Source organism: Pseudomonas sp. P7779, assembly GCF_013386315.1.
Lineage (GTDB): Bacteria > Pseudomonadota > Gammaproteobacteria > Pseudomonadales > Pseudomonadaceae > Aquipseudomonas.
The window spans coordinates 1-19,342 of record NZ_JACARZ010000098.1; the positions used below are offsets into that span (position 1 = coordinate 1).

Genomic DNA, 19,342 nt, shown 5'->3' on the forward strand with positions numbered 1-19,342 from the left:
ATATAGAGGCTCGATTTCCCGATACTCATATTATAATGAATAATTATTCTGTGGTGTCATATAATTCAAGAAGCTCTGAATTTGAATTGCCATTTTATCAGAGCATCTTTGCTGTATTGATAAGTGCAGTTAATGAGGCTGTGGGTGAGGCAGATGCCAAGCAGGTTCAAATTGCTATACGTCAGACTCCTGCATTTATAAAGGGAGAGGTGTCAATGAGTTTTAAAGCCGCAGCTGCAAATCTAGACCTTTCGGCCATTTGGGTTTCGCTGCGCGGGGTGGAACAAGATCTTATATCGCTAGTGGAGGAGGCTAGGCAGGTGGTGGAATCTGAAAAACTCAAATTACAAATGCTAGGTTGAATTCTATACATAAAAAAATTGGCGTCTTAACCCAAACGTTAGACGCCCATAACATTATCTATTGTCACTTTATCTAGTCGTGGAATCTCATTTTGTCGGGTTCACAACTTCCCCCACTCGGCGATATACTCTTTTAGTCATCTCCTCAGTAGAATGCCCCAGCAGCCGACTTGCATGTGTCAACTCTATCTCGCTAGCCGCTTTTGGTCGGATATCCTTGAACTGGAATTGCCGAATGTTGATGGCAAGTGCGAGATCACCTTCCGCCGCCGCTTTCATCGCTGCCTTCTCCCGCGCATCGTCCCACCGATTACGCAGCATTTGCTGGCTCATCCGAAGTCCAGACGCGTTTGTTATCAAGGTTGACGTGCGGATTCCATTGACGGCTCTGCGTTCTTGTAAGTCGTCGATAAAGCTACTCAGGCCGGATTGGATTCCGTCATCCTCCAAACGAAGGCGGAGCCGTTTTTCGGTCTTGCCCTGTCCAATCAGCAAAAAGCCATTGTTCAAGTCGGTGGCTGCAACCTTGAGCACATCGGCGGGACGTTGGCCGGTCAGGTAGGCCAGATCCATTGCGTCCTTGAGCTCCTGTACCGCTTCCGCGTATACCGCGTTCCATACGGTTTCACCGGCATAATAGTCCCGTGGCTTTTCCTTGTTGCGGCGAACGCCAAAGCAAGGGTTTGCTTTGTCAGTCACCCCCCATTCGCGTGCAATGGTAAATGCATGGGAGAGCAGAGCGATCTCACGGTTGGCCCTCACCTTTGCCGTCCTGGCGTCACGGTACTGCGCTACTACTTGAGGCGTTATCGACTCAATGGGGGCGCTCTCAAATGCTCTTCTGAGTTGCTTAAGTTCTTTGCGGTTGTCTGACTGGGTGCGAATCGACTTGCCCGGGATGATTTCCTTTTCGTAGCGATCAAATACATAGCTCATCAGATGATTGGGCTTCGGTGGTGTCTTGCGTTCCAGTCTGGCCCACTCCACTTTGGCCTGATCGAGGTCAGTACCAAGTGGGATTTCCTTCCGCTTCCCGTCGGCAGTCCTTCCGTCGTAGTAATACGATGTCCAAGTCTTTCCACTCTTACCCTTGCGAATGCGCCGTATCATCCGTGGCGGCAAATCTCGATTGGCTCTACTTTTCTGGCGCATTAGTCAGCTCACATTTGCGAGGTCGAGCGACCAGGTTTCAGTCACGACATTGGCAGCGGAAGGTTTGACGCCTGACAGTTTCAGTCGGGCATAAACCCGACCTACTATTGGGCGGCGCGCGCCAGTCAGAACAAACTCCCAGCGGTTTTCGGTCAACCAGTGAATTTGCTTAGAAGGGATTTGATAGCCGGTGATGGTCGCCAATTCTTCGTCGGCCAGCGTTTCGCTTTGGAATTCCATCATGCGGCTCTCCCGATAAGACCTGTGGGCCCATCACATCGGCCTGTTTTCTTCTCTTGAGGTACCTCGATAGTGGCAAAAGCATGCGTATACCCCAAGGCAGGCTGCGCGAGCGAGCGTTGCGAAGTGGTTAGCGTTGCATCACTGAGCGCTGCCCCGCGCAGCTTTTCGTGGGGTATAAGTGCCTCGGCAGTGGCGCTGGAAGAAGAAATAATGCCTGCTGCTGCGCAGCAGAGACTGTTTGTTTCTAGCGTGTTGACGCTGCTGGCAGTGCGGAGCAAAGCGGGCAGGGCATTGGCGTTGTCCTCGTGGTTCTTCATGCCGCTTTCCTCCGGTGTTCGATAGCGAGTTGGTCCATCAGGCGCTGGTGGTAGGTGTTGCGTGCTTCTGCGGCAGGCCATGGGCGAATGGTTTCAGCCATGGGCTCTACGCCGATCAAGCAATCCCAGATAGCCGGATCGGTTGGCATGAGGTCGCGGCGCTCGGTGGCCAGCGCAATCAGGTCAGCCTGGTGTATGCATGCGGGTAGATCGAAGGCCAGGTCGAAGCGCTCACAGATGCGCCCCCACACGACGTCCTCAAATCCTCGGTAGTCGGGCATCCACTGTTTAAGTGGCCGGGTCATATCGCCCAGGTACGCCTCGGTCGCATCGTGGAGCAGGGCCGCCAACCTGTGTTCTTCCAGCACCAGCTCGGCGACGATGCAGCTGTGTTGTGCCACGCTGTAAAACTCGCGGGTGTGGCCGTTGAAGCGACACAGGTGGGCCAACGAGTGCGATATGTCCCTTGGGTCGATCATGTCGACTTCAGGCTCATAGACGTTGAAGTGCTTGCCGGTGAAGGTGAAGAGGAAGTTCATGCTGCATCCTCCAGCGTGAACGGATCCATCAGGGCAGCCATGCTCAGAGCCTTGTCGCGTAAGGCTAGTGCTTGCGTTGCCTGGTTCTCGGATCTCACTGCTCGGAAGGTGTCAGCCGCAAGCTTCAGTTTTTCGGCGATGGCTAACAGAGTGAGTCGATCTTGTGGTTGAAGATCCAAGATAAGTTGCAGGCGCCGGCATCGTTCGGTGACTTGCTCAAGTTCGGTAGCGCTTGCTGACTCGCCCTGGTCCATCCCTTCCATAAAGCCCTGAGCGTGGCCATCCTCGTAGCCCTCAGCTCGACCATCCGTTAAGCCGCCCTTGTAGCCGACCCAGTAGAGGATCCCAAGCGCGATAACGATGCTGATCAGTGCGTATATTTGAATTGCAGTCATGTGGTGTGCTCCTGGTGTTGTTGGCTGGTGGTGGCAGCCGTTGGGGGTTACTGGCCTTGCTCGGTTGAGTCGGTTTCTGGACGCGGCATGTCTTCATCTGCTCGGTAAGCGCGGATGTCGATCAGGGCGGCTACGTGTTTGATGTGGGCGTACCTCAATGCCTTGGCGCTGTGGTCCAGAGTGGTCACCGGCAGTTGGATGCGACCGGCGTTGATCGCCTCGATGAATGTCTTTTCATTGAGGTTCTTGAAGTAGTGCACGCGCAGCTTTTCCAGTGGGATAAGCACGTCTCCGAAGAGTTGATGCAGCATCTCGACGGTCGCGCTATCTGGCGCGGGTTGCAGCCGCAGCGGTGTTTGACTGGTGTTGCTCATTGGCCTCGGCCTCCTTGCGTTTGAGTCGTGATGGATGGTTCCAGGCATTCAGGCAATGACGCTTGGTCAGCTCCCGCAGATGCTCCGGCACTTCGAGGAGCGCGGTGTTGCGCTCCTCGCGTGTGCGCATGGCGACGATCTGCCGGGCGTACTCCCTAGGCCACGTCACGGTTGTCTGCCGGGATGGCCGGCAGTTCGAGCCCCAGTTGCTCGGCGAGCCAGGGCATGCCGGCTTGCCGAACCTTGGTCGATTGGCTGTACTGCATGCCGGCAGTCTCGTGGTACCAGTTGCCGTTCTTGATCCGCAGGTACTCACGGTCACGGACGGGGAAGGCCGGCAAGTTGCGGTCGTTGAGCAAGCCTTTTTCACGCATGAGCGCGATCAGCTTTGGGCGGGTGAGGCCGAAGTACTTGGCGGCTTTTTCAAGGCTACGTTCCATCACGGCCTCCTAGGCTGCATGCGCGGCAGGTGTAGCTGCGGCGGCCAAGTGGTTGATGGATTCTACGACCATGCCGTACAGCTCGACGTCGGTCCCGTATACCGTGAAGCACTTAGTGCGCGGCGACTTCACTCCGATGCCCATGATGGTGGTAATGCCGGAGCGGGTTTTGTTGCGGTGAATCGCCAGATATATGGGCTGCTCGAAGCCCAGATCGAGGCTGATAGCGCCGCCGGTACGTACCAGCTCAAACACTCGTTGCTTGTGTTCAACGTCAAACGCGCCGTAGTGACGGTTTGCATGGAGAGCCGGCGGTGATTCGGGCGTTGTGCTGGGATCGACCGGGCCGTTGGCAATTTCTTCGATGAAGTCGGCCAGTTTGAGGTGCATTTTTTTGCTGTTGGTCAGGGTCAGCGTGTGGCGTTCGGTGCCCAGTTCAACGGTGAAGTGCGTGTCGGCTCTGCTGCGTTCGACTTTCAGGCGGAAAGCCAGCACATCGCGCCGCGGTGTGGTGCGCAGCGTGTGGTTGAAAGTCTCGCTGAGATTGACCTGAGCATGCAGCAGCGCAAGGGTACGGTTGTCGAGTTTGAACTTGCTCATGCTGCGTGCCCTCCGCCGTTAGGATCGAACGGTGCGGGCGCGGGCGCAGTGCACTGTTTCAGCTTGGGTTTGGACGCGATGAAGGTGCAGCCGCAATCTTGCGCTAGGCGGCGAATCTCGAAGACGCGAAAGGGGTTAATAGCGGCCGGGTGGACGTGAAGGGTGGCTGTGGTGTGCATGGTGTTATCTCGCTCTGTGGTGGAAGAGTGAGATAAATATCAACTAGAGGTTGTTTTATGTCAACAACTGAAGGTTGATATTTCTTGGCGCAATTTAGTAACTGGACAGGGTGATGGCATTTCAGTAGCGTTCAGGGAGTTATTGCATTGAGCTGTGGGATGAGCTCCGGCTCAACAAGGCAGCGGAATAGCAAAGTCATGGAGAGGCGGTGATGAGATTACAAATGGAACCAGGGCGACAAGAAATTCTGCGCTATCTCGGCGCTTCCAGCGCTTATGGCAATCTATGTCTATTTGTCGGTGCGGGCTTTTCCAAAGAACTAGTGGGCCCTGATGCTCTTTCATGGGGCGCCTTGTTACAACAAGCAGCGATTCAAATGGGTGTTGATTTCGATTTCTCCCATAACTCTATGATTGGTGTTGGTTACCCGGAAGTCGCATCAATGTTGTGTTTACAACATTCTCAAGAAAACTCAATTTCCTATAATTTGTCTCTTGCTGCTCTTAAACGAGAAGTTGCAGAGTTGACATCATGGTACCCAGATGAAAATAGAAAGAGTTTTTATGCTGACAAACTAATGGAAATATCGCCGTCTTGGATTGTTACTACAAACTATGATCTTGTGCTTGAGAGCCTTTTACACGTCGCATCGGTAACAATAGGGCCAAATGAGCCCTTGGTGTTTCCTAAAGGGAGAATACCTGTATACCACCTTCACGGTGTTAGGACCGATCCTGAGGGTATCGTAATTGCTCGCGAAGATTATACTGTGCTATTCCGTCCCAACGAGTATCGTCAAATTAAACTTGCTTTGACTTTAAAGGAGTCAACAACGTTATTGTTGGGCTACGGGTTGGGGGATGACAACGTTTTAACAGCGTACGACTGGTCAAGAAATGTCTTTAACTACCAATCAGAAACCTATCCTCATGCTGTAATTCAAATAGTTAGGGCACCGAACCCTAAGCCTAGGCCTTACAGGGCGGGGAATGGTGTTCTAGTCTTGGAAACGTCCAATCTAGAGGCGTTTTTCGAAGAGCTAATGCCTTTTATTCGAGAACGTAAAGAGCAGGATCGACTTGCATATGAAAATCTAACAGCACTTGAGCGGTACATAAATACTAATACGGCATCGGCGGTAGAGTTATTCTTGGATGATCAAGCAAGGCGTACTGAGATACTTAGCCTTTTACGAATGAATCATGCACGCTTGATTCACTGTTTTATTCCTTTCTTTGAGCGCTGTGTCGATCAGGCGTTTATACGATCAAGCGGTAATGGACAATTTCAAGGCTACTCGGAGTGCTTGACGGTTATTCTGGACGTGATGATGGCCTATTCTGATACAAATGTGCCTCCTGCGCTTTTTCAGAAGATAGCCCATGCATTTAATCGGCTCGCTCCCTATATTGGTCGTGGAATGGGTCAGTCCCATAGTTCTCATCGGCAATGGATAGCGCGTAAAGGACAATTGCAATATAGACATCTGAAAGAACTTAAAATTTACTCGCGCCGCAAGGAGTGGGAGTATGTTCTAAGTTTACTTGCTGAATTCAATCTTGATCGATACTAAATCAGTTTACTCAGGCAAGAATGCTCCCACGACCTTTCCGCAGATATGGGTTTCTTCCGTAATATCAATGATTGGATATTGCGGGTTGATGGGGCGTAAAAATTTTCGCCCTGCATCTTCTGCCAAAACTTTGAATGTCGCCTCGTTTGTGCGTGGGACTCTGGCAATCACGCGATCGCCAGTTTTTGTCTCTGCTTCTGGGTCCACAAAAATGATGCATCCAGCAGGATAACTACGCCCTGGCCCTGGATTTGTCATTGAGTCGCCTTGTACTTTGAGGGCGTACCCGTTGTCGCTTATGGCCACGGGGCAGGAGAGCCACGTCTCGCCGTCATGAGTTTCAAAATTGGTCTCACACCACGCGCCTGCCTGTACCCAAGAGATCAGCGGCACTTTCCCAAAGCCCCGGGTGAATTCGCGCACATTGCTTTCGTGCTCTTTGACGAACTGGTGAACATTGCCATTGTTCGGCTGCTGTTTAGGCAGCACGCCGTACTCTAGCCACTCACGCCTAATCTTAAGCCACGAGCACAGCACAGCCATGCTGTCCGCTTCAGGTATTGAATCCCCGTTTAGCCACTTGCTGACCGCTTGTTTACTCTTTTCAGCTCCAGCCTTGACCAAATGTGCGTGTATATCCACCCCACGTCCCCGGGTGCGTACACCGGCATCGTCGAGAGCTTCGTGAAGGCGCGCCGTAAAAGCTGCCCGTATCTCATTCTTATCAACCATGAGTTGATACTCTCACAGGGGTTGCGCAATAGTCAGTTGATGTTAATATCAACCGCGAGTTGATAAATGGAGGTTGCCATGTTGGACCCCGCAGATTTTCCGAACGCCATCGCGTTTGCATTTGAAGCAGTAGGCGGCATTGGAGCCGCCGCCAAGGTGTGTGAAAGGAGCTATCAGGCGCTCAATAAATGGCGCTTGGCTGCCAGTCTTCCCCGCACCGATTACACCGGTGAAACCCAATACGCCGCACTTTTGGCGAACGCTGCAAAGCAGAAGGGCAACGCGTTTGATGCCGCCTGGTTGCTCACCGCATCGGCCCCGCAGAAAGCTGCAGCGTAGATAGAAAAAAGGCGACCCAAGGGCCGCCCAGTTTCCCCCGGCACACACCACCACAGTGCTGCTGGGTCGCGATAAAGAGTTGCGTGCACACCACATGCTAACCACCTCTCTTTACCGCGCTACCAAGACACGGATGTCTTGGGTTGCTGCCTTTTCCACCACCGATTGGGCAGCTGTTGCGCCAGAGGTGAACAACGGATTGTTCGCCTCGGCACGGTGCCGGTTTGATCCCTAGACCTAGCCGGCGTTTTGGGCCCTTTCAAGCCACGCGGCAAATGTATCACCACTGCATGTCGCGGGGCACTGGCAACTTTGTAGGAGTAATGCCATGAGCCGAATAGCTTTAAGCTGTGTTGATCGAGCGCAAAGGGAAGTCCTGACGCTCGAATTAGCCCTGTACCACGCCGCACGGGACTATCCCGGCGGTGCTGCCGCAATTGCCGCCACCACCGGCCGTAATGCCACCACGCTGCAGCACAAGCTGTCTCCCACCCATCCGTCTCACACCGTGAACATTCAGGAGTTCGGCGAGATCCTCGAACTGACCAAGGATCGCCGCATTCTTGATGCGGTGCATGCCCTAGTCGGCGATACCACATGGCAGGAGCTGGCTGAAACCTATACCTGTGACATGCCCGAGACCCTCACCACAGGTATTGCTTCGTACTTCCGTCAGGTGGCTGATTTGGCTGATACGTGGGCCAAGAGCATTGGCGACGGTGTCGTCAGTGATCAGGAACTGGCCGAGATTCGCCTGCAGGTGTTTCGCGGTATTCAGGGGCTGCTGGGTATGTTCAACCGCGCCAAGTATGTCAACCAGACTACGCGGGGTACCGACCGTGGCTGACGTTATCGATTTTGCCAACGACCTGGTGCAAGAGCGGATGGATCAGGCGCTCGCGGCGCGCAATGCGAATAAAACGGCTACTGCTGCACATTCGTTCATGTTCTGCGAAAGCTGCGACACGCCGATCCCGTTGGCACGCCGTGTTGCGATCCCTGGTTGCACCCAGTGTGTGGCCTGTCAGTCCATCGACGAAGCCAGGAGGGCCCGCCATGCTCGATGAGGTACTCAATCAATTCTCTGATTACGGCCTGGAGCCTGATCAACCCTTGGTGTTCGGCAAGCTAACCCGTTGCAAAACCACCCAGGACAAGGGCAAGGAAAAAAACGGCTGGTACGTGGTCCACGAGCATCTCACCGAGAAGAACGGAACGTTGATCTTCGGCAGCTTCGGTGATTGGCGGTCCGGTGAGTCTCAGAAGATCAAGGTCAAGGCCGGACGTATGAGCCCTGAGGAGCGCGAAGTCATGCGCGCTCGCCAGGAAGAGGCCAAGCGCAAGGCTGCCGAGGTCGCGGCGAATGCCTCACGTCGAGCGGCCAGCCGTGCAGCGGCTCTGTTCAAGCGCATGCCCGAGAAGGGTAAGAGTGCCTACCTGGATCGAAAGCAGATCGTCGGCTTCAAGGTTCGCTATGCGCCACGTACCGGCGCGTTTTTGGTGCCTATGTGCAACGTGCGCGACCAGATCGTCGGCCTGCAGGTGATCTTCCCGGCAAAGCAGGAAGACACCGGGCGTGACAAAGCCTACTGGCCCTACGGCATGTCGAAAGAGGGTGCCTTCCACTTGATCGGCCCGCACCCTGAACCGGGTGAGCCAGTGCTGGTGTGTGAGGGTTACGCCACGGGCGCCAGCCTGCACATGGCGACTTCGCTGACGGTTGCCATCGCCTTCGATGCTGGCAACCTGTTGCCGGTCTCCAAGGCCATGCGCGAGCGCTTCCCCGGCTGCCCGCTTATCATCTGTCGCGATGATGACTGGAAGACCAAACGCCCCAGCGGCGATCCTTGGAACCCCGGCGAAGAGAAGGCCAGCAACGCTGCACTGATCGTCGGTGGTCAGGTAGTCGCCCCTGTCTTCTCCGGCGAGCGTGAAATCAAGTGGACCGACTTCAACGACCTGCATATCGCTGAAGGGTTGGAGGCCGTCCGCCGCCAGGTGCTGGCGGTGGTCAAACCTCCAGCAGCTGGTGGTTGGAAGGATCAACTTGCCCGCACTGAGAACGGCTCCCTGATCGCGCACATGCAAAACGTCGAACTGATCCTGGGCAATGACGAACGCTGGGCGGGCGTCATCGGCTACAGCGTGTTCAGCTCCAAGATCGTCAAGCTGCGGTCTGCGCCCTTCGGCGGCGGTGCCGGCGACTGGGCCGACATTGACGACATGCGAGTAATGAAGTGGCTCGCGCAGCAATACAACCTGCGGGTCAAAGCCTCTCATGTGATCGAGGCGGTCAGCGTTGTTGCCCACGACCACTCCTTTCACCCGGTGCGCGAGTACCTGGAGAAACTAAAATGGGACCGCGTGCCCCGGCTGGAAACCTGGCTGACCGATGTGCTGGGCGTCCAGCCTACGGAGTACTCGGCCAAGGTCGGAAAGCGCTGGCCGATCTCGGCGGTTGCCCGTGTGATGCGCCCGGGCTGTAAGGCCGACTCAGTGATGATCCTCGAAGGCGGGCAGGGTGAAGGCAAGTCCACCGCCATGGGCGTCCTCGGCGGCGAGTGGTTTATGGACACGCCCTTTGCCCTCGGTGACAAGGACAGTTTCCAGGCCATTCGTGGCAAGTGGATAGTCGAGCTGGGGGAGTTGGACAGCTTCAACAAGGCTGAAAGCACCAAGGCCAAGCAGTTTTTTTCCGCGTCCACCGACACCTACCGCGAGAGCTACGGCCGCAGAACGAACGACGTGCCACGCCAGTGTGTGTTCGTGGGTACTACCAACCAAGAGGAATACCTTAAGGACGCCACAGGCAACCGTCGTTACTGGCCAGTGTTCTGTAACAAGGTCGATCTGGAGAAACTGCGCGAGATCCGCGACCAGCTTTGGGCTGAGGCGCTGTTCTGCTTTGAGGCGGGCGATATCTGGTGGGTGACCAAGGATGAAACCCGGATGTTCACGGAGGCCCAGGACGAGCGCTTTGTGGTTGATGAGTGGGAAGGCCCGATTCTGACCTGGTTGGAGGAGTCGCAGATCGGCGAAACCGCCACCGGCAATGAGATCCTGAGCCAAGCGTTGATGCTGGACTTCGGCCATTGGGGCAAGCCCGAACAGATGCGGGTCGGGGCGATCATGCATCGGCTGGGATGGCGGAAGAAGCGTATGCCGGCGTTGGCCAAGAGCGGTGTTCGGCCCTGGTCCTATCAGAAGCCGGCGACTTGGGGGCGCGGGTCTGCATTGCAGCAGACCGTGGTGGAGGAGCCTTGCTTTGATTAAGCGAATCGACGAGATGCTCAAGCTGTGGGCGCAGGATCTGCATTCGCCTTTGCCGGAGAACACTGGCGGGCCGAGTGGCGGCAACATGATCGCTATGCTGATGGAGTGCAAGGGTGAGCTGATACGCGGCACTCGCGGCAGTCGGGTGCTGCTGGATGAATCGGTGGATATCGAGCTTATCGTCAAGAAGCACCTGCCGCCCCGTCTTGCCCTGGTCGTTTGGGAGCACTACTGCAACCATGAAAGCTTCCTCTCACAGAAGCTGTTGCACTGCGCCTGCAGCTCAAGAACCTATTACATGCGACTCCATGACGCCCATGTGTTCATCCAAGGGATGCTGATGGGGAAAGCTGCATGACCCTCGGCGTCACTTCGCGTGCCTCTGTCCTACTGTCCGGCCTTGTCCGACTCGCATTTCGCGCAGTTGGACAGGCGCAGGCCGCGCCGATACTGGGCTGTCCTACCGTCCAACCTTCACCCGCCCCACGCACACATGAGCATAGCGGGTACGTAATCGCGCCCATGGCGCGCACGCGTGCTTTTAGCTTTCTCTCTACACACAAGAGAAAGTTAAATAAGGTAGGACAGTTGGACGAAGCCCCGAATTTAGGCGCCTGTAGCTGTCCTACTTCGATTCTGAATAGTGGGACAGGCAGGACAGGGCACCAGAAGCGATAGCCGATTGAATGCGTTGTCCCTGTGTTGCACCTGCGTCATACCTGTATTGCACCCGTATTGCGCCATGGCATTAAAACCCGCTTGCTGCCAGTAAAATCCACCTGTAAAAAGTACCCATCTTCGATAGGTGCGACCGCAAGCAGCGGGACTCACCACCACACTAAACCCGGCCATTGCGCCGGGTTTTTCTGTTTATGGGTAGGGCGTTTAGGTCGGAGGGCTCCGCAATGGAAGTGCAGATTCGCAACGAAAAGGGGATGTTGGTTTGGTCTAGGAATTGCGTAGGCGGATTTACGTCCCCGGCCTACGCATTCGACATGACGCTGGAACAGATCAGGGACGCACTGAACTCAGCGCTTTATGAGTGTATGGGGGAGTTAGCTGTTTCGGATGATGTTGATCGAGTGGCGGATGTTTCCGCTGCCGCCACCTAGATCAATCGTAATGTTCCAATGGCCCGTACTTGGAGCTGCAATGCGGGCTGGCAACATCTTGTAGAACCCCCCGAAGTATTCATGTGCTCCACCTCGTTTGAATTTCGAAAAATTCGTATCAGTGGTCAATCGAACGTTGCATTGGTGTGAGCACTCAACAACCACGATGTCGCCTTGCTCAAGGTATTCACGCGTGTGCAGAAAGTTCATATGGCCTCCTAGCCATTGAGATGTTCGCATTGAAGTTAGCAGAACAATTTTAAAGTGCCATTACGCGGCACCAGTGGCTTGTCCTTATGGAGACAGTTGATGACAAACGAGCAGCAAGCACTTATTGAGATGCCGGTCTGGATGGTGATCCTACTGTCCCTGGTCGGCGGGATTTCCGGCGAGGCATGGCGGGCCGACAAGGCGGGGGTGAGCGGTTGGTCCTTGGTTCGCCGCTTGCTGCTTCGATCCGGGGCCTGCGTAGTCTGCGGGCTCTCAACCATGATGTTGCTGCATGCATCGGGCATGTCGGTATTGGCGGCGGGCAGCATTGGCTGTCTCACTGCAATGGCCGGCGCCGATGTTGCCATAGGCCTGTACGAACGCTGGGCCGCTAAACGGTTGGGCGTGTGCGATGTGCCGCCCTCGGGAAACGGTCAGGCTTGATGGTCTGGAGGCCACGTAATACGTGGCTTTCAGGGTCGCGCATCAAAATGGTGCGCCGAAAAGTCGCCGGGGACCCTGGCAGCATTCGAGGGACACGGGGCATGAAACCCGCGGGAAAGCGTTAGCGGCAGGGCTGCCAGCTTACTGAAATTCAATCCATTGAAATTGAAAGGTTTCCATTGAAAAGCCGTTGAAAAGGAGGGCTTATGACGGATCCACTGTTCCTGTCTAAAAGCGCTTTCGCGGTTCGCATCGGCAGGACGCCGAGCTACATCACCTGGCTGAAAGACAACAACCGACTGGTGCTTTCGCCGGATGGCAAGAAGGTGGACGTGCTTGCGACTGAAGCGCTGATCCTCGAAACCGCCGACCCCAGCAAGGCTGCCGTCGCGGCTCGACACCAGCAGGACCGGATCCAGCGCGACGTTTACAGTCAACTGTCCCCCCTGACCGAGCCGACTAACACGGCTGCGCCGCAGCAGCCTATCTCCGGCGGTGCGAAGGGCCACGACTTCCAGAAAGCTCGCGCCATGCGCGAACACAACCTGGCGCAACTGGCCGAGATCGAGTTGCACAAGGCTCAGGGCTCGCTGGTCGCCAGGGACGCCGTAGAGATTGGCGCGTACAACGCGGGGCGCCATCTGCGCGACCAGTTGTTCGGCCTGCTGCCCCAGTTGTCCCACAAGCTGGCAGCCATGAGCGACCCCTGGGACATCGAAAAACACCTGACGGCGACACTCCGAAAATCACTGGAAGAGGCTGAACGCATGTCCTCGTCCGACCTTGAACGAGCGATGACGGGCTGACCTATGACCACGGAATTTCCTGACGGTGACCGTGCGTACCGTGAGGCGTATTTCCGTGGGCTACGACCCGACCCTGACCTCTGGATCGACGAGTGGGCCGACGAGTACATGCGCATCCCGCGAGACACTGGCGCGCCTGAACCGGGCCAGTACCGCACCGACCGGACGCCCTATGCCCGAGAGCCGATGCGGTGCCTGTCACCGGCGCACCCGTGCCGGCGAGTGGTCACCATGGTGGCTTCGCAGCTGATGAAAACGCAGATCGCCTTAAACTGGATGGGCGGCCTGATCCATATGGCGCCGTCCAACATCTTGGCGTTGTTGCCCAGCCTGGGCCTGTCCAAGCGTGTTTCCGGGCGGATAAGCAAAACGATCAAGGCAACCCCGGAGCTGGCAAAGCGGGTAGCGGCCAGCCGCTCGCGGGATGCCCGCAATACCATGGACACCAAGGAGTTCGAGGGCGGCGCCTTGTACGTTACGACGGCGGGCTCTGCGGCCAACCTGTCCGAGCTGTCGGCACGCTACATTTACGGCGACGAGGTTGACCGCTGGGAGAACGACGTCGGCCAGGAAGGTGACCCCATCGTGCTGGCGGAAACGCGCGCTACCAACTTCGGGCGCAACGCCAAGATCTACTTCTCCAGCTCGCCGACGATCAAGGGCGCCTCGCGGATCTCGGACTTGTTCGAGTCCAGCGACCAGCGTTACTACTACGTGCCATGCCCCACCTGCGGGCATATGCAGGTACTTGAGTGGGAGAGGTTGCTCTACAGCAGGGACTACAGCACGGTTCACTACCAGTGCGCCGCGCCTGAATGTGATGTGCTGATCGAGGAGCATCACAAGACCGACATGCTCGCCCGTGGCGAGTGGCGTGCCCATGGCAGCGGGGATGGCAAGACGGTGGGCTTCCACCTCAACGCCCTGTACTCGCCGATTGGCTGGAAGGACTGGCCCTCGCTGGCCGAGGAGTTCGAAGACGCCAAGAAGGCCCAGGCCAAGGGCGACATGGGCTTGATGCAGGTGTTCTATAACACCCGTCTCGCCAAGGTATGGGACAGCGCGCAAGAGCAGACCAAGGCCGAAGTGCTGGTCGCAAGGGCACGACTGGAGACCTACACCCTCGGCAGTATGCCGGCGGGCGTACTAATGCTGACCGGCGCCGTCGACGTTCAGGCCAACCGCCTGGAGCTGATGGTGATGGGTTTCGGTGTTGGCATGGAGCGTTGGGTGGTCGATCACCAGGTGATCTGGGGCGACCCTGCCGATGAGCGCAGCTGGGCGGTGCTGGACGAGAAACTCAAGGTTCGATACCGCCATCCCTGCGGTGTCGGTTTGGCGATCCTGGCGACGGGCGTCGACTCCGGCGGTCATCACACTGACGAGGTATACCAGTTCTGCCGTGTGCGGCGCTGGCGCAACATCTTCGCCATCAAGGGCGCGAGCAAGCCCGGCAAACCGGTGATTGCTCAGCGGCCGTCCATGGTCGACGTGACCTGGAAGGGCCAGACCGAACGCGGCGGCGCCGAGCTGTGGTTTGTCGGCACCGACACCGCGAAGGACTGGATCTACAACCGCTACGCCTTCGAGGATGGCCCAGGCTCGTTGCACTTTGCCAACGACCTGCCGGACGAGTTTTTCGCCCAGTGCGTTGCCGAGCGCAAGGTCGCCCGATACGTCAAAGGCTATAAGCGTATCGAGTGGGTCAAGGGCAAGGCAGAGCGCAACGAAGCGCTCGACCTGATGGTGTACTGCCTGGCAATGGCGCACTACCTCGGCATCAACCGGTACCAGGAGCACGACTGGGAGCGGGTGCGACAAGCGCTGGCTCAGTCCGGTTTGTTCGACGATGTGGTGGGCGTAAAGCCGGTGCAGGGCAAACGCGTCGAGGCTGACGAAACACCGGCACCGGTTGCGGCGCGTCAGTCGCTTCCATCACCGGCACCGGTTGCACCTGTCGCCCAATCGCGACCTGCCGCACCCCCGCAACGCCGTCGTTCCACCAGCGGCTATCTGAAGAGAAATTGATATGTCGTTTACCCCGAAGCACCTCGAAGTCATCGAGCGCGCCATCGCACGCGGTGAAAAGACCGTGCGCTACAGCGACCGCACGGTGGAGTACCGCTCCATCGACGAACTGCTCAAGGCCCGCGACGAGATTCGCACGTCGCTGATCCAGGCCGCCGGACCCCGCTCTCGCGTGGTTCGGCTTACCCACGGAGGCAAAGGGATCTGATGGCCCGACAATTTCCGACGCTCTCGCGTAGTGGATTCTTGCTTCCGTCGAACATCAAGGCCAGCTACGAAGGCGCCGGGGAGGGCCGCCGTTCGGCGAGCTGGGAAGCCAGCGACAACGGCATCAACAGCATCAATACTCCGGCGCTGCGAAACCTGCGCGCCCGTTCGCGGGCGGCGGTGCGCAATGATCCATACGCCTTCAATGTCATCGACAAGCGTGTCAGCAATCTGATCGGCACCGGCATCACACCCCGGCCGACAACCGATGACGCAGCGCTGCGGAAGGTGAAGCAACAGCTGTGGGATGACTGGGTGGACGAAGCGGACGCCGACGAGCTGACAGACTTCTACGGGATGCAAGCGCTGGTCGCTCGCACCGTTGAAACCGCAGGCGAGTGCTTTGTTCGGTTACGTCCTCGCAGCCTGGATGAAGGGTTGGCGGTACCGTTGCAGTTGCAGACCCTGGCCCCGGAATTTGTCCCACACGACAAGTTCGAGACCACCAAAAACGGCAACATCATCCGCGCCGGGATTGAGTTCAACCCGGCCGGCAAGCGCGTGGCTTATTGGATGTATCGCTCGCACCCTCGCGATTCTTCATCGTTGAACAGCGGTTACAACCAATTGGTGCGAGTGCCAGCTTCACAGGTGTTGCACATCTTTGAACCGGTCGAGCCCGGGCAGTTGCGTGGTGTTCCGCGCTTGGCGCCGGTGCTGAAGCGTCTTCGCAGTTTGGACAACTACGACGATGCCGTGTTGTTCCGCCAAGAGGTTGCCAACCTGTTCGCAGGTTTCATCAGCAGGCCGCCGCCCGATGCAGGGCAAACACCCCGTGATCCTGTCACAGGGCAATTACTGGTTACCGACCGCGACGGCTTCACGCCGATGGTCGCGCTCGAGCCCGGCACCATGCAGGAGCTGGCACCTGGTGAGGAGGTTGAGTTTTCCAAGCCACCGGACGCCGGCAACAACTACCCGGATTTTATGCGGCAGCAACTGATGGCTGCGGCGGCAGGTTCGGGCACGCCATACGAGATCCTCACCGGCGACATGCGGGAGGTTAACGACAGGGCGCTACGGGTTGTACTCAACGAGTTCCGGCGGCGCCTGGAGCAACTGCAATTTGGCGTTTATGTGCATCAGCTCTGTCGCCCGGTGCGGGCAGCATGGATGGACATGGCGGTGTTGTCTGGCGCCCTTGTGCTGGAGGACTACGCGCAACGGCGCCGCGAATACCTGCGCACGCGTTGGGTACCGCAAGGCTGGGCCTACATTCAGCCGGTGCAGGACGTTCAGGCGCGGCGGATGGAAGTGCAGGCGGGTTTTGCCTCTCGCAGCGAGATGGTGTTGCGTACCGGCTATGACGCGGAAACGGTCGATGCGGAAAACGCCGCCGACCTCGCCAGGGCTACAGACTTCGGCCTCAACTACACGACTCTTGAAGCCATCGAAGTGATCGATGACAAGGAACAACCATGAGTAAAAAAGCGCTACCGCGCATCTATGACAAGGCTGGCAAGCAGGTAAACGTCGCGGATAAAAGTTGGTACACCCTCAGGGCTAGCGGCGAAGCCGAGCAACACACTATCGAAGTGTTCGTGTACGGCGAGATCGGTACCTGGGGCGTTACCGCCAATCAGTTCGTACAGGACCTGCGCGCCATGGATAACGGTGTTTCACCGGTAATTGTCGCGTTCAACAGTATTGGCGGTGACCTGTTCGACGGGCTGGCGATCCACAACGCTCTATCGCGCTTGGGCGAGCGCTGTACCGGTCGTATTGACGCCCTGGCAGCCAGCGCGGCCAGTGTTGCAGTCTGCGGCGCTCACCGGGTGGTGATCGCGGCCAACGCCATGTTGATGATCCACAACCCCTACACCTATGCGGGTGGTGATGCCGAAGATTTCCGTCGGGTCGCTGATGTGCTGGACCAGACCCTGGAAGCGATTATCGCTGCCTACAAGTCCAAGGCGCCGGATATCGACGAGGCCGAGCTGCGGCGTATGGTCAACGCTGAGACTTGGCTTACAGCCAATGAGGCGGTGGCGTTGGGCCTGGCGGATGAGGTGGGTGATGGTCTCAAGGTCAAAGCCTGTCTCGGCCAGGGCAGTGTGCTGCAGCGGTTCCAGCATGCGCCGGCCGAGCTACTCGCGCAGATGGATGAAGAGCCCGAGGTGGATCCGCCAGAGCCTGACGATTCACCGGAACCGGCGCCCGTGCTGGATGCGGCCATGCTGGCGCTGATGGTCACTCAGGGGTGTGCGGCGGCGGGCATCAGCAACCTGGTGGATCCACTGCTCGCGACTACCAAGTTGGAAAGCGAGGCGGTGGTCCAGGCTGCGCTGACCAGGGCGAAAGCGCTGCACGGTCTTTGTGTCGCGGCACGACTGCCGGAGCTGACCGGTGAGTTCATCTCTGCTGGCTTGGACGAAGCCTCTGTAAGGGCTCGCCTGTTCGACAAACTGGTGGGCAACGGTGGTGGCTTTGAGATCGACAACAGTCTGCCGCTGGACGACGACCCAGCACCCACTATCAAGGCCAAACAGGTCGACACCCAATCAATCTGGGCTTCCCGTCAGGCGGCACAGAACGGCAACTCGAAAGGAGCAAGAACATGAAAACTGAATCGATGCATGCAGGTGAGTTCCTGCTGTCCGAAGGCGCCGGCAATATTTCCCGCGAAGCGATCAACGTCGCGGCAGGGGCAGCTCTGGAGCCAGGCCAGATCCTCGGCTTGGTCACCCTCACTGGCGAGTTTGCCCCGTACCAGCCCACTGCTGAGGACGGCACCGAGAACGCCATCGCGATCCTGTACGGTCCGTTGGGTGAGTCGGATGTGGTACGTCGCGGTCGCGCTGTGGTGCGTCTGGCAGAGGTCAGCGAAGCACATTTGACAGGACTCGACCCTGCAGCTGAAAAAGCCTTGGCCGCCCATTTCCTGATCGTCCGCTAAGGCGTTCACCTCATATATCCATCCCGCCGAGTGCGGGATTTTTCGTTTCTGGAGAGTACCTCATGGCCGATATCGCCATTTTTGAAGACGATGCGTTCAGCGTCTCCTCGCTGACCGCTGCAATCAATGAACAGGAATACATGCCGGGCCGCATCAGCAGCCTTGGCCTATTCCGCGAAGAGGGCATCAGCACGTTGACCGTGCAGATCGAGAAAGATGGCGACACCCTGGCCCTGGTGCCATCGGGCGAACGCGGCACCTCGGGCCTGGTGGTTGGCGGGACCAAGCGCACGTTGATCCCATTCAACACTGTGCACCTGCCAGAGCGCTTCACCATCAAGGCTGACGAGATCCAGGGCATTCGCGCCTTCGGTACCCGCAGCGAATTGCAGGCCGTGCAGGATGTGGTCAACAAGCGGCTGGCGAAGGCCCGACGACAGCTGGATGCCACCCACGAATTCCAGCGCATGGGCGCGTTGAACGGTCAGGTGCTGGACGCCGATGGCAAGACGGTCCTGTTGGACATTTATAAATCCTTCGGTGTGAATCGTCAGAAGCTTCAGATGGGCTTGAACAGTCCAGACACCGAGCTGCGGGTCAAATGCGGCGAAGCCTTGGACATGCAGGAGGAAGCCCTCGGCAGCGTCACCAGTAGCGGCTCCCGCGCGATGTGTGGCAAGAACTTCTGGAACAAGCTCATCGTGCATAAGTCGGTAAAGGAGACCTACCTCAACACCATGCAGGCCGCGTCCCTGCGTGGCGATGCCCGTGAAAGCTTCGAGTTCGGTGGGATCGTCTGGGAGCGTTATCGCGGCAAGGTGGCCGGTGTTGCGTTTGTCCACGACGACAAGGCCCTGCTGATCCCAGAGGGTGTGCCGGATCTGTATATCTCGTCCTTCGCGCCGGCCGACTACATGGAAACGGTCAACACCCAGGGCATCCCGTACTACAGCAAGATCGAGCCGCTGCCGTTCAACAAAGGTGTTGCCGGTGAAGCCCAGTCCAACCCGCTGCACCTGTGCACACGACCTCGGGCGCAGATCCTGTTGGAGATGTAACC

General features: G+C 57.4%; 26 protein-coding genes. 15 read left to right on the forward strand and 11 right to left on the reverse strand.

Annotation, left to right across the window (positions count from 1 at the left end):
* Positions 1-362: hypothetical protein (locus HX869_RS25805; protein WP_218646329.1), on the forward strand; the 362-nt coding region annotated here is incomplete at its 5' end.
* Positions 363-449: 87 nt separating this feature from the next.
* On the opposite strand, the gene HX869_RS25810 is transcribed toward HX869_RS25805, so the two are convergent.
* Genes HX869_RS25810 through HX869_RS25850 form a run of 9 tightly spaced genes read right to left on the reverse strand, consistent with a single transcriptional unit; the run spans position 450 to position 4,422 of the window.
* Positions 450-1,514: a tyrosine-type recombinase/integrase gene (locus HX869_RS25810; protein WP_178903835.1), complete on the reverse strand. Its 1,065-nt coding sequence runs from the start codon at positions 1,512-1,514 to the stop codon at positions 450-452.
* Between the two features lie 3 nt (positions 1,515-1,517).
* Positions 1,518-1,754, reverse strand: a complete 237-nt coding sequence (locus tag HX869_RS25815) for a DUF4224 domain-containing protein (RefSeq protein WP_068933379.1) — start codon at positions 1,752-1,754, stop codon at positions 1,518-1,520.
* The gene (locus HX869_RS25820; protein WP_178903836.1) at positions 1,754-2,074 is read right to left on the reverse strand and encodes a hypothetical protein; all 321 of its coding nucleotides are present in this window, start codon (positions 2,072-2,074) and stop codon (positions 1,754-1,756) included. The genes HX869_RS25815 and HX869_RS25820 overlap by 1 nt, the downstream gene beginning before the upstream one ends.
* Positions 2,071-2,613 carry a phosphohydrolase gene (locus tag HX869_RS25825; RefSeq protein ID WP_178903837.1) on the reverse strand — a complete coding sequence of 181 codons (543 nt, stop codon included), beginning with the start codon at positions 2,611-2,613 and terminating at the stop codon, positions 2,071-2,073. Before HX869_RS25825 ends, HX869_RS25820 begins: the two co-directional genes overlap by 4 nt.
* On the reverse strand, positions 2,610-3,008 hold the full coding sequence (locus HX869_RS25830) for a hypothetical protein (protein ID WP_178903838.1): 399 nt from the start codon (positions 3,006-3,008) through the stop codon (positions 2,610-2,612). Before HX869_RS25830 ends, HX869_RS25825 begins: the two co-directional genes overlap by 4 nt.
* Positions 3,009-3,055: 47 nt before the next feature.
* Positions 3,056-3,382, reverse strand: a complete 327-nt coding sequence (locus HX869_RS25835) for a pyocin activator PrtN family protein (RefSeq protein ID WP_178903839.1) — start codon at positions 3,380-3,382, stop codon at positions 3,056-3,058.
* Positions 3,333-3,551 carry a hypothetical protein gene (locus tag HX869_RS25840; protein WP_178903840.1) on the reverse strand — a complete coding sequence of 73 codons (219 nt, stop codon included), beginning with the start codon at positions 3,549-3,551 and terminating at the stop codon, positions 3,333-3,335. The genes HX869_RS25835 and HX869_RS25840 overlap by 50 nt, the downstream gene beginning before the upstream one ends.
* Positions 3,538-3,822 (reverse strand): phage antirepressor KilAC domain-containing protein, encoded by a 285-nt coding sequence (locus tag HX869_RS25845; protein ID WP_178903841.1) that lies wholly within the window; start codon positions 3,820-3,822, stop codon positions 3,538-3,540. The genes HX869_RS25840 and HX869_RS25845 overlap by 14 nt, the downstream gene beginning before the upstream one ends.
* A 9-nt stretch (positions 3,823-3,831) precedes the next feature.
* The gene (locus HX869_RS25850; protein WP_178903842.1) at positions 3,832-4,422 is read right to left on the reverse strand and encodes a hypothetical protein; all 591 of its coding nucleotides are present in this window, start codon (positions 4,420-4,422) and stop codon (positions 3,832-3,834) included.
* 391 nt (positions 4,423-4,813) lie between these two features.
* Here HX869_RS25850 and HX869_RS25855 point away from each other — a divergent pair, with 391 nt between their 5' ends.
* Positions 4,814-6,175 carry an SIR2 family protein gene (locus HX869_RS25855; RefSeq protein WP_178903843.1) on the forward strand — a complete coding sequence of 454 codons (1,362 nt, stop codon included), beginning with the start codon at positions 4,814-4,816 and terminating at the stop codon, positions 6,173-6,175.
* 6 nt (positions 6,176-6,181) lie between these two features.
* On the opposite strand, the gene HX869_RS25860 is transcribed toward HX869_RS25855, so the two are convergent.
* The gene (locus tag HX869_RS25860; protein ID WP_178903844.1) at positions 6,182-6,907 is read right to left on the reverse strand and encodes a LexA family transcriptional regulator; all 726 of its coding nucleotides are present in this window, start codon (positions 6,905-6,907) and stop codon (positions 6,182-6,184) included.
* A gap of 78 nt (positions 6,908-6,985) precedes the next feature.
* Here HX869_RS25860 and HX869_RS25865 point away from each other — a divergent pair, with 78 nt between their 5' ends.
* The 5 genes from HX869_RS25865 (at position 6,986) to HX869_RS25885 (ending at position 10,877) form a co-directional block, all read left to right on the forward strand.
* Positions 6,986-7,246, forward strand: a complete 261-nt coding sequence (locus tag HX869_RS25865) for a hypothetical protein (RefSeq protein ID WP_178903845.1) — start codon at positions 6,986-6,988, stop codon at positions 7,244-7,246.
* A gap of 328 nt (positions 7,247-7,574) precedes the next feature.
* On the forward strand, positions 7,575-8,093 hold the full coding sequence (locus HX869_RS25870) for a phage regulatory CII family protein (RefSeq protein ID WP_178903846.1): 519 nt from the start codon (positions 7,575-7,577) through the stop codon (positions 8,091-8,093).
* Positions 8,086-8,313, forward strand: a complete 228-nt coding sequence (locus HX869_RS25875) for a TraR/DksA family transcriptional regulator (protein ID WP_178903847.1) — start codon at positions 8,086-8,088, stop codon at positions 8,311-8,313. The genes HX869_RS25870 and HX869_RS25875 overlap by 8 nt, the downstream gene beginning before the upstream one ends.
* The gene (locus HX869_RS25880) at positions 8,303-10,519 is read left to right on the forward strand and encodes a VapE domain-containing protein (RefSeq protein ID WP_178903848.1); all 2,217 of its coding nucleotides are present in this window, start codon (positions 8,303-8,305) and stop codon (positions 10,517-10,519) included. Before HX869_RS25875 ends, HX869_RS25880 begins: the two co-directional genes overlap by 11 nt.
* Positions 10,512-10,877, forward strand: coding sequence for a hypothetical protein (locus HX869_RS25885; protein ID WP_072446460.1), 366 nt, complete (start codon positions 10,512-10,514; stop codon positions 10,875-10,877). Before HX869_RS25880 ends, HX869_RS25885 begins: the two co-directional genes overlap by 8 nt.
* Positions 10,878-11,574: 697 nt before the next feature.
* On the opposite strand, the gene HX869_RS25890 is transcribed toward HX869_RS25885, so the two are convergent.
* On the reverse strand, positions 11,575-11,841 hold the full coding sequence (locus tag HX869_RS25890; RefSeq protein WP_178903849.1) for a DUF1883 domain-containing protein: 267 nt from the start codon (positions 11,839-11,841) through the stop codon (positions 11,575-11,577).
* A 99-nt stretch (positions 11,842-11,940) separates the two neighbouring features.
* Here HX869_RS25890 and HX869_RS25895 point away from each other — a divergent pair, with 99 nt between their 5' ends.
* The 8 genes from HX869_RS25895 to HX869_RS25930 all read left to right on the forward strand — a co-directional run bounded on the left by HX869_RS25895 (position 11,941) and on the right by HX869_RS25930 (position 19,340).
* A complete protein-coding gene (locus HX869_RS25895; RefSeq protein WP_178903850.1) occupies positions 11,941-12,285 on the forward strand; it encodes a phage holin family protein in 345 nt (114 codons plus the stop codon).
* A gap of 206 nt (positions 12,286-12,491) precedes the next feature.
* Positions 12,492-13,091 carry a terminase small subunit gene (locus tag HX869_RS25900; RefSeq protein WP_178903851.1) on the forward strand — a complete coding sequence of 200 codons (600 nt, stop codon included), beginning with the start codon at positions 12,492-12,494 and terminating at the stop codon, positions 13,089-13,091.
* Positions 13,092-13,094: 3 nt separating this feature from the next.
* Positions 13,095-15,119: a phage terminase large subunit family protein gene (locus tag HX869_RS25905; RefSeq protein WP_178903852.1), complete on the forward strand. Its 2,025-nt coding sequence runs from the start codon at positions 13,095-13,097 to the stop codon at positions 15,117-15,119.
* Position 15,120: 1 nt separating this feature from the next.
* On the forward strand, positions 15,121-15,327 hold the full coding sequence (locus HX869_RS25910; RefSeq protein ID WP_023658791.1) for a phage head-tail joining protein: 207 nt from the start codon (positions 15,121-15,123) through the stop codon (positions 15,325-15,327).
* Positions 15,327-16,808, forward strand: coding sequence for a phage portal protein (locus tag HX869_RS25915; RefSeq protein WP_178903853.1), 1,482 nt, complete (start codon positions 15,327-15,329; stop codon positions 16,806-16,808). Before HX869_RS25910 ends, HX869_RS25915 begins: the two co-directional genes overlap by 1 nt.
* The gene (locus tag HX869_RS25920; RefSeq protein WP_178903854.1) at positions 16,805-17,947 is read left to right on the forward strand and encodes a head maturation protease, ClpP-related; all 1,143 of its coding nucleotides are present in this window, start codon (positions 16,805-16,807) and stop codon (positions 17,945-17,947) included. The genes HX869_RS25915 and HX869_RS25920 overlap by 4 nt, the downstream gene beginning before the upstream one ends.
* The gene (locus HX869_RS25925; RefSeq protein ID WP_134326458.1) at positions 17,944-18,282 is read left to right on the forward strand and encodes a head decoration protein; all 339 of its coding nucleotides are present in this window, start codon (positions 17,944-17,946) and stop codon (positions 18,280-18,282) included. The genes HX869_RS25920 and HX869_RS25925 overlap by 4 nt, the downstream gene beginning before the upstream one ends.
* Positions 18,283-18,344: 62 nt before the next feature.
* On the forward strand, positions 18,345-19,340 hold the full coding sequence (locus HX869_RS25930) for a major capsid protein (RefSeq protein WP_178903855.1): 996 nt from the start codon (positions 18,345-18,347) through the stop codon (positions 19,338-19,340).
* Positions 19,341-19,342: the final 2 nt, after the last annotated feature.